The sequence below is a fragment of the Alteraurantiacibacter buctensis genome, assembly GCF_009827655.1.
In the GTDB taxonomy this organism is placed as follows: Bacteria; Pseudomonadota; Alphaproteobacteria; order Sphingomonadales; family Sphingomonadaceae; genus Alteraurantiacibacter; species Alteraurantiacibacter buctensis.
In genome coordinates this window covers 155,603-168,997 of record NZ_WTYV01000004.1, presented here as the reverse complement: position 1 = coordinate 168,997, position 13,395 = coordinate 155,603, and the positions used below count along the sequence as shown (strand labels likewise).

Below are 13,395 nucleotides of genomic sequence, written 5' to 3'. Positions count from 1 at the left end.
TGCGCCTCCGCATATGACGAGACAGCCTGACAAGAGCTTTCAGGACATGATCCTTGCGCTCCACGATTTCTGGAGCGCGCAGGGCTGCCTGATCCTGCAACCCTATGACATGCGCATGGGCGCAGGCACCTTCCACACGGCCACCACGCTGCGCGCCCTGGGGCCGGAGCCGTGGAACGCCGCTTTCGTGCAGCCGTGCCGCCGGCCCACCGATGGCCGCTATGGCGAGAACCCCAACCGGCTGCAGCACTATTACCAGTACCAGGTGATCCTGAAGCCGAGCCCGCCGGACATCCAGGACCTCTACCTGAAAAGCCTTGAGGTGATCGGCGTCGATCCGTTGAAGCACGATATCCGCTTTGTGGAGGATGACTGGGAGAGCCCCACGTTGGGTGCCTGGGGCCTGGGCTGGGAAGTGTGGTGCGATGGCATGGAGGTGACGCAGTTCACTTATTTCCAGCAGATGGGCGGGTTCGATTGCAAGCCGGTGGCGGGCGAGCTGACCTATGGCCTGGAGCGCCTGGCGATGTACATCCAGGGCGTCGACAACGTGTACGACCTGGACTTCAACGGGCGCGGCGTTTGCTATGGTGACGTGTTCCTGGAGAACGAGCGGCAGATGTCGAAGTGGAACTTCGAGGTGGCCGATACCGATGCGCTGTTCGACCTGTTCGCCAAGGCCGAGGCCGAATGCCGCCGGTCGCTGGAAGCTGGCGTGCCGATCGCGGCCTACGAGCAGGCGGTTGAAGCCAGCCACGTGTTCAACCTGCTGCAGGCGCGCGGCGTGATCAGCGTGCAGGAACGCGCCAGTTACATGGCGCGCGTGCGTGACCTGGCCCGGTCGAGCTGCGAGAAATATGCCGAGAAGATGACGCCCGAATGGCAGGCCAGGTATCCGGAGTGGACGCTGTGACCGACTTCCTGCTCGAACTGCGCAGCGAGGAAATCCCCGCCCGCATGCAAAGGGGCGCGCGCGAGGAGCTGGACAAGCTGTTCCGCGCCCAGATGGCTGCCGCAGGCGTGTCGCCCGGTGCCATCACCGTATGGTCCACCCCGCGCCGCCTGGTACTGATCGCGCGTGACCTGCCGGACACCACGGCGGCGGTGAGCGAGGAGTTCAAGGGCCCGCGCACTTCCGCTCCGGAGCAGGCGCTAGAGGGCTTCCTGCGCAAGACGGGCCTGACCAGGGACCAGTTGCAGGACCGTGACGGCGTGTGGTTCGCCGTGATCGACAAGCCGGGTCGCGCGGTGAAGGACGTGCTGGCCGAGGCAATCCCCTCAATCATCCGCCAGTTCAGTTGGCCCAAGTCGCAGCGCTGGGGGGCGGCTTCGCTGTCTACCGAATGCTTGCGCTGGGTGCGCCCGCTGTCGGGCATAGTCGCCATCCTGGGCGAGGAACTGGTGGAATGCGCGGTGGACGGCATTGCCAGCGGCTATGCCACCCACGGCCATCGCTTCCATTGCCCGGGTGAGATCACCATCGGCTCGGCTGCCGATTACCAGGAGAAGCTGCGCGCCTGCCATGTGATCGTGGACCACGAGGAACGGCAGGACACGATCCGCCGCGAGGCTGCCGCCGTGGCCGCCGCCGCCGGGCTGACGCTGGTGGCGGACGAGGGGCTGGTGGTGGAGAACGCCGGCCTGACCGAATGGCCCGTGCCGCTGCTGGGCCGGTTCGACGAGGCCTTCCTGGACGTGCCGCCCGAGGTGATCCAGTTGACGGCGCGGGTGAACCAGAAGTACTTCGTGTGCACCGGGGCGGACGGGAAGCTGGCCAACGCCTTCGTCTGCACCGCCAACATCACCGCCGATGATCCCGCCGTTGTCGTGGACGGCAACCGCAAGGTCCTGGCCGCGCGCCTGTCCGATGCGCGGTTCTTCTGGGAGCAGGACCAGAAGGTCTCGCTTGAAGACCACGCCAGGAAGCTGGCGCGGATCACCTTCCACGAGAAGCTGGGTACCGTGGCCGACAAGGTGGAGCGGGTGGCGAAGCTCGCCCGCTGGCTGGCCGAGGAAGGCATTGTCCCCGGAGCCAACCCCGACCTGGCCGAACAGGCCGCGCGCCTGTGCAAGGCCGACCTCGTCACCGAAATGGTCGGCGAATTCCCTGAATTGCAAGGTCTGATGGGTGGCTACTACGCCCGCGCTGCTGGTTTACCCGATGCCGTGGCCGATGCCGTGCGCGATCACTACAAGCCGGTCGGGCAGGGTGACGAGGTGCCGACTGCGCCGGTGACGGTGGCGGTGAGCCTGGCGGACAAGCTGGATACCCTGCGCAGCTTCTTCGGAATCGAGGAGAAGCCCACCGGCTCGAAGGATCCCTTTGCCTTGCGCCGTGCGGCCCTTGGCATCATCCGCGTCATTCAGGACAATGGCTTGCGCTTCGGCGTAGCCGAGGGTGACCTGCTCGACTTCTTCGCCGACCGCCTCAAGGTCCAGCAGCGCGAGGCCGGCGTCAGGCACGATATCATCGATGCGGTGTTTGCTCTTGGCGGGGAGGACGATCTGGTCCGCCTGCTGGCAAGGGTGAACGCAGTGCAAAGCTATATCGAGACGGCTGAAGGGGCCAACCTGCTGGCGGGCTACAAGCGCGCCGCCAATATCCTGAAGAAGGAGGACTGGCAGGGCATCGAGGGCCAGATCGCCCAGACGGGCGAGGAAGACCCGCTGGCGATGGTGGACGATCCGCTGGTCGCCAGTGCCGTTGCCGCCAAGATGGCAATGCGCCACGCGCCCGGTCTGCCCTACGATCCGGAACCGGCGGAGGCCGCCCTGATCGCCGCGCTGGACGAGGCCGAGCCGAAGGCCACCGCTGCCATTGCCGCAGAGGACTTCGCGGGCGCCATGGCCGCGCTCGCCACCCTGCGCGGGCCGATCGATGCCTTCTTCGAAAGCGTCACGGTCAACGATGCGGACCCGGCCAAACGCGGCCAGCGCCTCGCGCTGCTTGCAAGGTTCCGTGCTGCAGTGCACAACGTGGCGGATTTCTCGCGTATCGAGGGCTGAAGCGAACCTTCGCGGGTGTAACAATTGCCTTATGGCACGGTCACGCCTGTAACATTCGACTTTGTGTCCGCCACGTTGCAGGGGGATCGCGGACCGGCGCGGGGGAGAAACGCGCCGGCCACGAATGTGCGGAGCTTAGGTAATGACACAATCGGTTTACACCTTCGGCGGGGGTGCCCTGCACGATGATGCGCGGGCGAAGGACAAGACAATCGTCGGCGGCAAGGGCGCCAACCTGGCCGAGATGGCGGGCATCGGCCTGCCGGTGCCGCCGGGTTTCACCATCACCACCGAGGAATGCGTTTCCTACCTCCAGCAGGGCAACGATTTCTCAGCCGCGCTGCGCGCCGAAGTGGCCGAGGCGCTGACCCATATCGAGCGCGCCGTGGGCAAGAGCTTTGGCGATGCCGCCGATCCGCTGCTGGTTTCGGTCCGCTCCGGCGCGCGGGTTTCCATGCCCGGCATGATGGATACCGTCCTCAACCTGGGCCTCAACGATGCCACCGTGCAGGGCCTGGCCAGCGTCAGCGGTGACGAACGCTTTGCCTGGGACAGCTACCGCCGCTTCATCCAGATGTATTCCGATGTGGTGCTGGGCCTCGATCACGGCCTGTTCGAGGAAGCACTGGAGATCGCCAAGGAAGATCGGGGCTACATGTCGGACACCGAAATGCTGGCTGAGGACTGGCAGGAGCTGGTGGCCGAATACAAGCGCCTGGCCGAGGCCGAACTGGGCCACCCGTTCCCGCAGGACGTGACCGAGCAGTTGTGGGGCGCGATCCGCGCCGTGTTCGATAGCTGGGATTCTGACCGCGCCAAGGTCTACCGTCGCCTCAACGACATTCCGGGTGACTGGGGCACGGCGGTCAACGTGCAGGCCATGGTGTTCGGCAACATGGGCGATACCAGCGCCACCGGCGTGGCCTTCACCCGCGATCCCGCCACGGGCGAGCGCGCCTATTACGGCGAATGGCTGGTCAATGCCCAGGGTGAGGACGTCGTGGCTGGCATCCGCACCCCGCAATACCTGACGAAGCAGGCTCGCGAGGCTGCGGGCGCCAGCGCCCCCAGCATGGAAGAGGCCATGCCCGAAGCCTATGGCGAACTGGCCCGCGTGTTCGACCTGCTGGAGCGGCATTACCGCGACATGCAGGACATCGAATTTACCGTGGAACGCGGCAAGCTGTGGATGCTGCAGACCCGCAGCGGCAAGCGCACCGCCAAGGCCGCGCTGCGCATGGCGGTGGAAATGGTGGGCGAGGGGCTGATCGACGAGGTGACCGCGATCAAGCGCGTCGATCCGATGGCGCTGGACCAGTTGCTGCACCCCATGCTCGATCCCGATGCCCCGCGCGATGTGCTGGCGACCGCGCTGCCCGCCAGCCCCGGCGCGGCCAGCGGCAGGATCGCGCTGGACAGCGACCTGGCGGAAAAGTGGGCCAACGATGGCGACAAGGTGATCCTGGTCCGGGTGGAAACTTCGCCGGAGGACATCCACGGCATGCACGCGGCGCAGGGCATCCTGACCGCGCGCGGCGGGATGACCAGCCACGCCGCCGTGGTGGCGCGCGGCATGGGCCGCCCCTGCGTGTCCGGTGCCTCCGCCGTTTCCATCGACATGGCCGCGCGCACCCTGAAGATCGGCAGCCGGGCGCTGGCCGAGGGCGACTTGCTGACGCTGGATGGCACCACCGGGCAGGTGATGGCGGGCCTTGTGCCCACGATCGAGCCAGAACTGGCGGGCGACTTCGGCACCCTGATGGAGTGGGCCGACAAGCACCGCCGCATGAAGGTGCGCACCAATGCGGAAACGCCGGAAGACTGCCGCATGGCGCTGGCCTTCGGCGCGGAAGGCATCGGCCTGTGCCGCACCGAGCACATGTTCTTCGATGCCGCGCGCATCCTGGCCGTGCGCGAGATGATCCTGGCCGATGAGGAGGCCGGTCGCCGTGCGGCGCTGGCCAAGCTGCTGCCCGAACAGCGGGGCGACTTCGTGGCGATCTTCAGCGCCATGGCCGGCCTGCCCTGCACCATCCGCCTGCTCGATCCGCCACTGCACGAGTTCCTGCCGCAGCGGGACGACGAGTTTGCCGAGCTGGCCGAAGCCGTGGGCGTGAGCGTGGAGCACCTGAAGCGGCGCGCGGGCGAACTGCACGAATTCAACCCCATGCTGGGCCATCGCGGCTGCCGCCTGGGCATCACCTTCCCGGAAATCTACGAGATGCAGGCGCGGGCCATCTTCGAGGCCGCCTGCCAGGTTTCCGCCACCGGGGGCGATCCCGTGGTGCCAGAGATCATGATCCCGCTGGTGGCCACCCGCAGGGAGCTGGAAATCCTGCGCGCGCTGGTGGACCGCGTTGCGGCAGAAGTGTTTGCCGAGCAGGGCCGCACGCTGGAATACATGGTGGGCACCATGATCGAACTGCCGCGCGCTGCGCTGATGGCGGGAGAGATTGCGCAGGAAGCGCGCTTCTTCAGCTTTGGCACCAACGACCTGACGCAGACCACGCTGGGCGTTTCGCGTGACGATGCGGGTCGCTTCCTGGCGCCTTACGTGGAGCAGGGCATCTTCCCGCGCGATCCTTTCGTCAGCATCGATGTGGACGGGGTGGGCCAGTTGGTGCGCCTGGCGGCAGAACGCGGGCGAGCCACGCGCGGGGACCTGAAGCTGGGCATCTGCGGCGAACACGGCGGCGATCCGGCCTCCATCCGCTTCTGCGAGGAGGTGGGACTCGATTACGTCAGCGCCTCACCATACCGCGTGCCGATTGCCCGGCTTGCCGCAGCGCAGGCGGCGTTGGGCTAGGGGGCTGTCCTACACGGCAGGGGGTGTGCCAGTGCTGCGGCACATGGCCCCCCTTCCGCCCAGCGTCTCCACCCGGCAATTGCCCGCCCTTGGCGGCATCGTGACGATTGGCCCCTGGACACTGTTCCAGGTGTTCCAGGTTAGTTGGATTTCAGGCCCAGGCGGTCAGCGTCAGCAGCTCGAACGTCTCGGTCACCCGACCCTGCGAATCGGCGCGATTGGCAAAGGCGGCGCGGGCGCGATCGAGGGCGCCGCGGGTCAGCGGCGGCGGGGCATCGGCCAGTACGCCGGTGAGGCCTTGCGTGCGCAGGTCGGTCAATAGCCGGTCAAGCGAACGGTAGCTGACCGGCAGGCTATGCGAATCCACCACCTGGCGCTGGAACCCGGCGCGGGCCAGCAGGCCGCTGGCGATCTGGTTGTCGATCTGCGGATGCACGCGGGCGGCGGGCCGGTCGCCATCGGCCTGTTGCAGCACTGCGCGCAAGGTGGCCAGTGTGCCCGCGCCGGTGATGCAGGCGATCAGCAGGCCACCGGGAGTGAGTGCGCGGCGCAGGTGGATCAGGGCACCGGGCAGGTCGTTCACCGTATCCAGCGCCAGCAGACTGACGATCAACGGCCACTGCGGCGGGGGAAGGGGGCGCTCCTCGTCGACCTCCAGCTTGGTGACCGGGTGGCCCCGCCGCTCAAGCTGCTCCGCCAACACGCCCGCCGCATCCCCCAGCAGCAGGGTGGGGCAAGGATCGAGCCGCATGAAGTCGAGCCTGTCGAGCACCTCGTCGGCCAGGTGGGCGCGCAGGAACTGGTCCTCCGGCGCGGCGCAGGCGGCCAGCGCGGCGTGGCGCCGGGCGCGGGCGGCACGGCGGGACTGGCTGAAGATGCGGGGAACGCTGGCCATCGCCCGCCCATGCCGCGAGAGCGGGCGGCGCGCAACAGCGCTTGCCTCGGTCGGTTGGAAGCGGCAGCGTGGCGCTGATGCTGAAACAGGCCCTCAGCCCGGTGATCGACCTGGTCTACCCGCCGCGCTGTCCGGCCTGCGGGACGGCGATCGCCGCTCACGGGGCACTGTGCCAGGACTGCTGGTCGGGCCTGGTGATCCCGGGCGAACCGGCCTGCGCCGCCTGCCAGCGGCCGTTCGGACATGACGAGATGCCCGACGGTTCGGTCTGCGCCCCGTGCCTCGCCAGCCCGCCGCTGCACGACGGGGTGAGTGCTGCCACGCTCTACACCGATGAGGCGAGGAAGCTGGTGCTGGCCTTCAAGCACGGCCACCGCATTGCCCTGTCCGGTCTGCTGGCCCGGCAGATGCTGGCCCGGTTGCCGCTGCTGGAGGGGCAATGGCTGGTGGTGCCGGTGCCATTGCATCGCTGGCGGCTGTGGCGGCGCGGCTTCAACCAGAGCGCGCTGCTGGCGGGCGAGATCGCTCGGGCAATGGGGCACGAATTGCTGGTGGATGGCCTGGTGCGGGTTAAGGCCACGCCGTCGCTGGGCGAACTGGGGCGCAAGCAGCGGGCCGAAGTGCTGAAAGGGGCCATCGCGGTGAACCCGAAGCGGGCCGCGAAGGTGAAGGGGGCGCAGGTGCTGCTGGTGGATGACGTGATGACCAGCGGGGCGACCACCACAGCCTGTCTCAAGGTGCTGCGCAAGGCTGGTGCCGCGAAAGTGCGGATCGCCTGTTTCAGCCGAGTGCTGGATGAAGCGCTGTGAAGGCGCGACCAAAGCAAAACGCCCGGGGCGTTTCCACCCCGGGCGTTCGCGTGACGATCTCGCTGGAGCAGCGGCGTTCTAACCCCCCGTTAAAAGCGCGCTCCAAACCCTCATGAATGGCCTGCTTGTGCAGGTCCCTTCCTCCCCATCCTTGGCCATTGGCTAGCCGCAAAAGGCAGACGGCCCGTCCAGCCGCAGGCCTTCATCCCCGATAAATGCCCCATCGCAAACAGCGCACGTTCCGCCGCGCCGATTTTGCTGAATCCCTGTGGTCATCCTGCAACAAGCCGCTATGGAACCGGCGCATTAACCGCGACGAAGCGAGGGAGCCGCACCGCCATGTCCGCCGCCAGCACCGAGGCCGAGGCCGGCTTCGCCTTTGCCCCCAAATACGACTCGGCCGGGCTGATCGGCGCCATCGTGCAGGATGCGGTCTCGGGCGAAGTGCTGATGTTCGCCTTCATGGATGCCGAAGCACTGGCCGCCACGCGTGAAACCCGGCTGGCCCACTTCCACTCACGCAGCCGCGGGCGGCTTTGGCAGAAGGGCGAGACCAGCGGCAACGCGCTGCACGTTCACCAGATCCTGGTCGATTGCGACCAGGACGCGCTGGTGCTGAAGGTGCGCCCGACGGGGCCCGCCTGCCACACCGGCGAATTCTCGTGTTTCTACCGCGAACTGGGGCCGGACGGCCTCTCGCGCCTCGACTGAAAGAGCAAGCCATGGCCGATTACGCCCCTCCCGCCGCTGACGTGATCTTCGTGCTGCGCGATGTCCTGCGCGTACATGAGATGGACGATCCCGCTGCCTACGCAATGGTCGATGAGAGCCTGATCGAAGCCGTTGCCCACGAAGCCGGCCGCTTCTGCCGCGAGGTGATTGCCCCGCTCAACACTGTATCCGACCGGCAGGGCTGCACCCGCCACGCCGATGGCAGCGTGACAACGCCCGATGGCTTCCGCGAGGCCTATGCCCAGTGGGTGGAAAGCGGCTGGGGCACGCTGGCCCAGCCCGAGGTCTTTGGCGGGCAGGGGATGCCCCACGCGCTGTTCAGCGTGATCGAGGAGTATCTCAACTCCTCCTGCCCCGGCTTCACCATGTATGCCGGCATCCTCAGTGGCGCGGTGGCCACGGTGGAAGCGGCCGGGTCGGACGAACTCAAGGCCACTTACCTGCCCAAGATGGTCAGCGGCGAATGGCTGGCGACCATGGCCCTGACCGAGGGCCACGCCGGCACCGACCTGGGCCTGATGAAGACCAGCGCCGTGCCTGCCGGCAACGGCACCTACGCCATCAGCGGCGAAAAGATCTTCATCTCCGGCGGTGACCATGACCTGACCGACAACATTGTCCACCTGGTGCTGGCCCGCCTTCCTGACGCGCCAGTGGGCACGCGGGGCATTTCGCTGTTCCTGGTCCCGAAGTTCATTCCCGAGACGGGCGAGCGCAACACGGTCAGCGTGGGTTCGATCGAGCACAAGATGGGCCTCAACGGCAGCGCCACCTGCGTGCTCAACTTCGACCGCGCCACCGGTTGGCTGCTGGGCGAGCCACACCAGGGCCTGGCCGCCATGTTCATCATGATGAATGCCGCCCGCCTTGGCGTGGGCGTGCAGGGGCTGGCCCATGCCGAGCATTCCTACCAGAAAGCCGCCGCCTATGCGCTGGACCGCAGGCAGGGGCGCGGCGCGGGCCAGCGGGCGGACAAGGCCACCGCCGCCGATCCGCTGATCGTCCACCCCGATGTGCGGCGCATGCTGATGGACGCGCGCGCCTTTGCAGAAGGGTTCCGCGCGCTGGTGCTGTGGACGGCGGTACAGATCGACAAGTCGCACCACGCCAGTGATCCGATGGTGCGCAAGCAGTCCGATGCGCTGATCTCGTTCCTTACTCCTGTCATCAAGGCCTTCGGCACGGACAGGGGCTTCGAGGTAGCTGTGAACATGCAGCAGGTGTTCGGCGGGCACGGCTACGTCAAGGAATGGGGCATGGAGCAGATCGTGCGCGATGCCCGCATCGCGATGATCTACGAAGGCGCGAACGGCGTGCAGGCGCTGGACCTTGCGGGCCGCAAGACCGCGCGTGATGGCGGGGCGGTGGCGAACGCGCTGCTGCACCAGATCGCGGCTGATTGCCAGGCAGCACCGGCAGAGCTCGCCTTTATCGCCGATCCGCTGGAAAAGGCCGTCCACCATGGCGAGGCGGCGGTGAAGATGCTGCTGGAACAGGCCGCTGTCGATCCGGAGGATATGCTGGGCGGGGCCTATGCCTGGATGCAGCTGGTCGGCACCCTGGCGCTTGGCTGGATGTGGCTGCGGCTGGCCAGCGTGGCCCACGCGCAACTGGCCGCAGGCGAAGGGGACAAGCCTTTCCTTGAGGCCAAGCTCAGCACTGCGCGCTTCTATGCGGAGCAGCAATTGCCGCTGTGCACCACGCTGCGCCAGCGCGTGAAGGTGGGGGCCGGGGCCATGATGGCGCTGAGCCCGGAGCAGTTCCTGCGGACCTAAGCGCCCAGCACCTCGTCAAACAGCGCGTACATTGCCGCCCAGCTCTGCCGGTCGGCACTGGCGTTATAGCCGGTGGCAGGGTTGGGGTTGGGCGCCGGGTTGGTGAAGCCGTGCTTCACACCAGCGTAGGAGTGGAAATGCCAGTCAGCTCCTGCGGCGTCCATCTCCTCCCAGAACGCCATCACCTGGCTGCGGGGCACCATCGGGTCGGCATCGCCGTGGCAGACCAGGATTCGCGCGCTGATCGCGTCTGAACCGGCGGGCGCATCGGTATCCAGCAGGCCGTGGAAGCTGACAACGGCGAACAACGGCGCACCATCGCGCGCCAGTTCCAGCACCGCCTGCCCGCCCATGCAGAACCCGATCGCGCCGATGGGGAGGCCGGCAGCTTCCGGACGGGTGGCCAGCGCCTTCAAACTGGCACGCAAACGGCGGCGGTAGGTTTCGGGCGTGGCGCGGATGCCCATCGCCATATCCCGCGCCTCGTCGAAACTCGCGGGCACTGCGCCGTAAAAATCCGCCACCAGCGCCAGGTAGCCGTTTGCCGCCAGGTCCGCCGCCTTGTCGCTGACCGACTGGGTAGGGTTCATGATCGTGGGGAAGACCACCACGGCCGCGCGCGGAGTGCTGTCGGGCACATGCAGCGTGCCCGTCAGCGCCACCTCGCCGTCGGCATAGGAAACCTCGATCATGCTCATTCGGTCGGCAGGAATTCGGGCACCGAGAGATAGCGTTCACCCGTATCGTAGTTGAAGCCCAGCACGCGGGTGCCGGCGGGCAGCTCGGCCAGCTTGGCGTCAATCGCCGCCAGGGTTGCGCCAGAGCTGATACCTACCAGCAGGCCTTCTTCGCGGGCACAACGGCGGGCCATTTCCTTGGCCTTTTCGGCATCGACCTGGATTGCCCCGTCGATCACGCGCGTGTGCAGGTTGCCCGGGATGAAGCCCGCGCCAATGCCCTGGATCGGGTGCGGGCCTGGCTGGCCGCCGGAGATGACGGGGGAGAGTGCGGGCTCCACCGCATAGGCCTTCAGGTTCGGCCAGTGCTGCTTGAGCACCTCGGCGCAACCGGTCAGGTGGCCACCGGTACCCACGCCGGTGATCAGCAGGGCTGGCGGCGCATCGGCGAAATCGGCCAGGATTTCCTGCGCCGTGGTGCGCGCGTGGATCGCTACGTTCGCGGCGTTCTCGAACTGCTGCGGCATCCACGCGCCGGGCGTGGCGGCGACGATCTCCGCCGCGCGTTCCAGCGCCCCCTTCATGCCCTTCTCGCGCGGGGTCAGGTCAAAGCTGGCACCATAGGCCAGCATCAGGCGGCGGCGCTCGATGCTCATGCTCTCGGGCATGACCAGCACCAGCTTGTAGCCCTTCACCGCCGCAACCATGGCCAGGCCAATGCCGGTGTTGCCACTGGTCGGCTCAACAATGGTGCCGCCCGGTTGCAGGTCGCCCGAAGCCTCGGCCGCCTCGACCATGGCAAGGGCGATACGATCCTTGATCGATCCACCCGGGTTGGCCCGCTCGCTCTTCACCCACACTTCGTGGTTCGGGAACAGCTTGCCCAGGCGGATATGCGGGGTGTTGCCGATGGACTGCAGGACGTTGTCATACTTCATGGCGCGGGTTCCTTTGCATCCTGGTATTGCACGGCGAAAGTCCTGGCCCGGCGCAGTTCCGGGAATATCAGGGCCCACAGGGCTGTCACGAATATCGCACCCACACCGCCGAATACAACCGCCCCCGTTGCGCCGATGACCGCGGCGACGAGGCCGGACTGAAGCTCGCCCAGTTCATTGCTGGCGGAAATGGCGAGGCCACTGATGGCCGACACGCGGCCGCGGGTGTTGTCCGGAGTATAGAGCTGCACCAGCGAGCTGCGGATGAAGACCGAGATCATGTCCGCCGCGCCCAGCACCGCCAAGCACAGCAGGCTGAGGGCAAAGCTGCGCGAGAGGCCGAAGGCGATCGTGGCCACGCCGAAAGCCACCACGGCCCACAGCATCTTCACGCCCACGTTGTTTTCCAGCGGTCGCCACGAGAGGAAGGCCGCAGTCAGCGCAGCGCCGATGGCAGGTGCGCCGCGCATCACGCCCAGGCCCGCCGCGCCCACGTGCAGCACGTCGCGCGCGAATACCGGCAGCATGGCCGTGGCCCCGCCCAGCAGCACGGCGAACAGGTCGAGCGTAATGCAGCCGAGCAGGAATCGGTTGCCTCTGACGAAGCGAAAGCCTTCCACCACCTGGCGGAAAGGGTGGGCCGGGCCACCATCGTGCCTGGCCTTGACCGGCCTGATGGTGATGATCAGCGTTGCGGCCGCCAGCAGCATTCCGGCAGCGATGAAATAGGGCATCGATTCGTGGATGCCAAAGATCAACCCACTGATGGCGGGTCCGGCCACGGTGCCAATCTGCCAGGCCATCGAAGACAGCGCGATGGCCCGCGGCAGAAGCGGGGCGGGCACGATATTAGGAGCAATGGCGGACAAGGCGGGCCCGTTGAATACCCGCGCCGCGCCGTGCATCGCGGCCAGGGTGAACAGCAGGGGCAGGGTCAGCGCGTCGGACCAGGTGGCAAAGCCGATCACCAGCGCGATCAGGCAGTCGACCAGGTTGGCGCAGACCACAACGTAGCGCCGGTCGAACCGGTCAGCCGCCACACCGGCCAGCGGGGTAAGGACGGCGAGCGGCACGAACTGGGCGGCACCCAGCAGTCCCAGCATGAAAGCCGCCCGACCCGGATCCATGCCATAGTCGCTACGTGCCAGGTCATAAGTCTGGTACCCGATCAGCACCACCATCGAGAGGGTGGAGAAGACCGACAGGAACCGCGCGACCCACAGCCGCCGGAACTCGGGCAGATGCAGCGGCGATGAGGGTAGCGAAGGTTCGGCAGTCACCGGCGCGGAATGACAGTGCGCCGTTCGCAGGGCAACAAAATCCCGCTATGGGCGGTGATAGCTGGCTTGGACCTGGCGCTCAGCCGCGGCGGCGCAGGGCCGGGTTGGGCTGCAGCTCGCGGATCACGGCCATGAAATCGTCCATGCGGATGATCCGCTCGAACTGGAAGCCGGCGCGATCCTCGGTCTTCCAGATGCAGTAGGCCTCGATCCGACCCACGGTAGGCAGGCGGATGATCAGCCGGTCACCGCGCGCCACCGCCGGCTCGTTATCGACCATGAATCCGTGGGCCGAAAGGTTGCAGATGTGCAGCTTCATGTCGCCGGACTGGCGATGTTCGGCGATCACATTGTGGCTCACCGGGTGACGCGTCGAACGACGCATGTCCGTGACGGAAAGCTGGGCGCCGTGGGCCATGTTCTGCGGTCCTTCTGCACGTGCGGAACGGTTGAAGGCCGGTATTGGCAGCAAAAGCT

Annotated in this window: 11 protein-coding genes; 6 read left to right on the top strand and 5 right to left on the bottom strand. The window is 67.0% G+C overall.

The window, feature by feature from the left end:
• Positions 1-13: 13 nt before the first annotated feature.
• The 3 genes from GRI99_RS11305 to ppdK all read left to right on the top strand — a co-directional run bounded on the left by GRI99_RS11305 (position 14) and on the right by ppdK (position 5,812).
• Complete coding sequence (locus GRI99_RS11305; protein WP_160772144.1) at positions 14-913, top strand: glycine--tRNA ligase subunit alpha; 900 nt, start codon at positions 14-16, stop codon at positions 911-913.
• A complete protein-coding gene (gene glyS, locus GRI99_RS11300; RefSeq protein WP_160772143.1) occupies positions 910-3,006 on the top strand; it encodes a glycine--tRNA ligase subunit beta in 2,097 nt (698 codons plus the stop codon). The genes GRI99_RS11305 and glyS overlap by 4 nt, the downstream gene beginning before the upstream one ends.
• Before the next feature lie 142 nt (positions 3,007-3,148).
• On the top strand, positions 3,149-5,812 hold the full coding sequence (gene ppdK / locus GRI99_RS11295) for a pyruvate, phosphate dikinase (RefSeq protein WP_160772142.1): 2,664 nt from the start codon (positions 3,149-3,151) through the stop codon (positions 5,810-5,812).
• A gap of 151 nt (positions 5,813-5,963) precedes the next feature.
• On the opposite strand, the gene GRI99_RS11290 is transcribed toward ppdK, so the two are convergent.
• Positions 5,964-6,707, bottom strand: coding sequence for a methyltransferase domain-containing protein (locus tag GRI99_RS11290; RefSeq protein ID WP_202393057.1), 744 nt, complete (start codon positions 6,705-6,707; stop codon positions 5,964-5,966).
• Between the two features lie 74 nt (positions 6,708-6,781).
• Between GRI99_RS11290 and GRI99_RS11285 the strand changes: the two genes are divergently transcribed.
• From GRI99_RS11285 to GRI99_RS11275, 3 genes are all read left to right on the top strand, one after another.
• Complete coding sequence (locus GRI99_RS11285; RefSeq protein WP_160772302.1) at positions 6,782-7,516, top strand: ComF family protein; 735 nt, start codon at positions 6,782-6,784, stop codon at positions 7,514-7,516.
• Positions 7,517-7,855: 339 nt separating this feature from the next.
• Positions 7,856-8,227, top strand: coding sequence for a phosphoribosyl-AMP cyclohydrolase (gene hisI, locus GRI99_RS11280; protein WP_160772141.1), 372 nt, complete (start codon positions 7,856-7,858; stop codon positions 8,225-8,227).
• A gap of 11 nt (positions 8,228-8,238) precedes the next feature.
• Positions 8,239-10,023: an acyl-CoA dehydrogenase C-terminal domain-containing protein gene (locus tag GRI99_RS11275; protein WP_160772140.1), complete on the top strand. Its 1,785-nt coding sequence runs from the start codon at positions 8,239-8,241 to the stop codon at positions 10,021-10,023.
• Here GRI99_RS11275 and GRI99_RS11270 read toward each other — a convergent pair.
• The 4 genes from GRI99_RS11270 to GRI99_RS11255 form a co-directional block, all read right to left on the bottom strand.
• Positions 10,020-10,715: a dienelactone hydrolase family protein gene (locus GRI99_RS11270; RefSeq protein WP_337192911.1), complete on the bottom strand. Its 696-nt coding sequence runs from the start codon at positions 10,713-10,715 to the stop codon at positions 10,020-10,022. The two genes, GRI99_RS11275 and GRI99_RS11270, sit on opposite strands and share 4 nt — an antisense overlap.
• 2 nt (positions 10,716-10,717) lie before the next feature.
• Complete coding sequence (gene cysK, locus GRI99_RS11265; protein ID WP_160772138.1) at positions 10,718-11,638, bottom strand: cysteine synthase A; 921 nt, start codon at positions 11,636-11,638, stop codon at positions 10,718-10,720.
• Positions 11,635-12,918: an MFS transporter gene (locus GRI99_RS11260; protein ID WP_160772137.1), complete on the bottom strand. Its 1,284-nt coding sequence runs from the start codon at positions 12,916-12,918 to the stop codon at positions 11,635-11,637. Before GRI99_RS11260 ends, cysK begins: the two co-directional genes overlap by 4 nt.
• 79 nt (positions 12,919-12,997) lie before the next feature.
• Positions 12,998-13,336, bottom strand: a complete 339-nt coding sequence (locus GRI99_RS11255; protein ID WP_160772136.1) for a PilZ domain-containing protein — start codon at positions 13,334-13,336, stop codon at positions 12,998-13,000.
• Between the last annotated feature and the right edge of the window lie 59 nt (positions 13,337-13,395).

What these genes read in the sequence shown, in the direction of transcription:
- cysK (WP_160772138.1), bottom strand. Translation starts at nt 11,638, where the DNA reads ATGAAGTATGACAACGTCCTGCAGTCCATCGGCAACACCCCGCATATC.
- GRI99_RS11305 (WP_160772144.1), top strand. Translation starts at nt 14, where the DNA reads ATGACGAGACAGCCTGACAAGAGCTTTCAGGACATGATCCTTGCGCTC.
- GRI99_RS11255 (WP_160772136.1), bottom strand. Translation starts at nt 13,336, where the DNA reads ATGGCCCACGGCGCCCAGCTTTCCGTCACGGACATGCGTCGTTCGACG.
- GRI99_RS11270 (WP_337192911.1), bottom strand. Translation starts at nt 10,715, where the DNA reads ATGATCGAGGTTTCCTATGCCGACGGCGAGGTGGCGCTGACGGGCACG.
- ppdK (WP_160772142.1), top strand. Translation starts at nt 3,149, where the DNA reads ATGACACAATCGGTTTACACCTTCGGCGGGGGTGCCCTGCACGATGAT.
- GRI99_RS11290 (WP_202393057.1), bottom strand. Translation starts at nt 6,707, where the DNA reads ATGGCCAGCGTTCCCCGCATCTTCAGCCAGTCCCGCCGTGCCGCCCGC.
- hisI (WP_160772141.1), top strand. Translation starts at nt 7,856, where the DNA reads ATGTCCGCCGCCAGCACCGAGGCCGAGGCCGGCTTCGCCTTTGCCCCC.
- GRI99_RS11275 (WP_160772140.1), top strand. Translation starts at nt 8,239, where the DNA reads ATGGCCGATTACGCCCCTCCCGCCGCTGACGTGATCTTCGTGCTGCGC.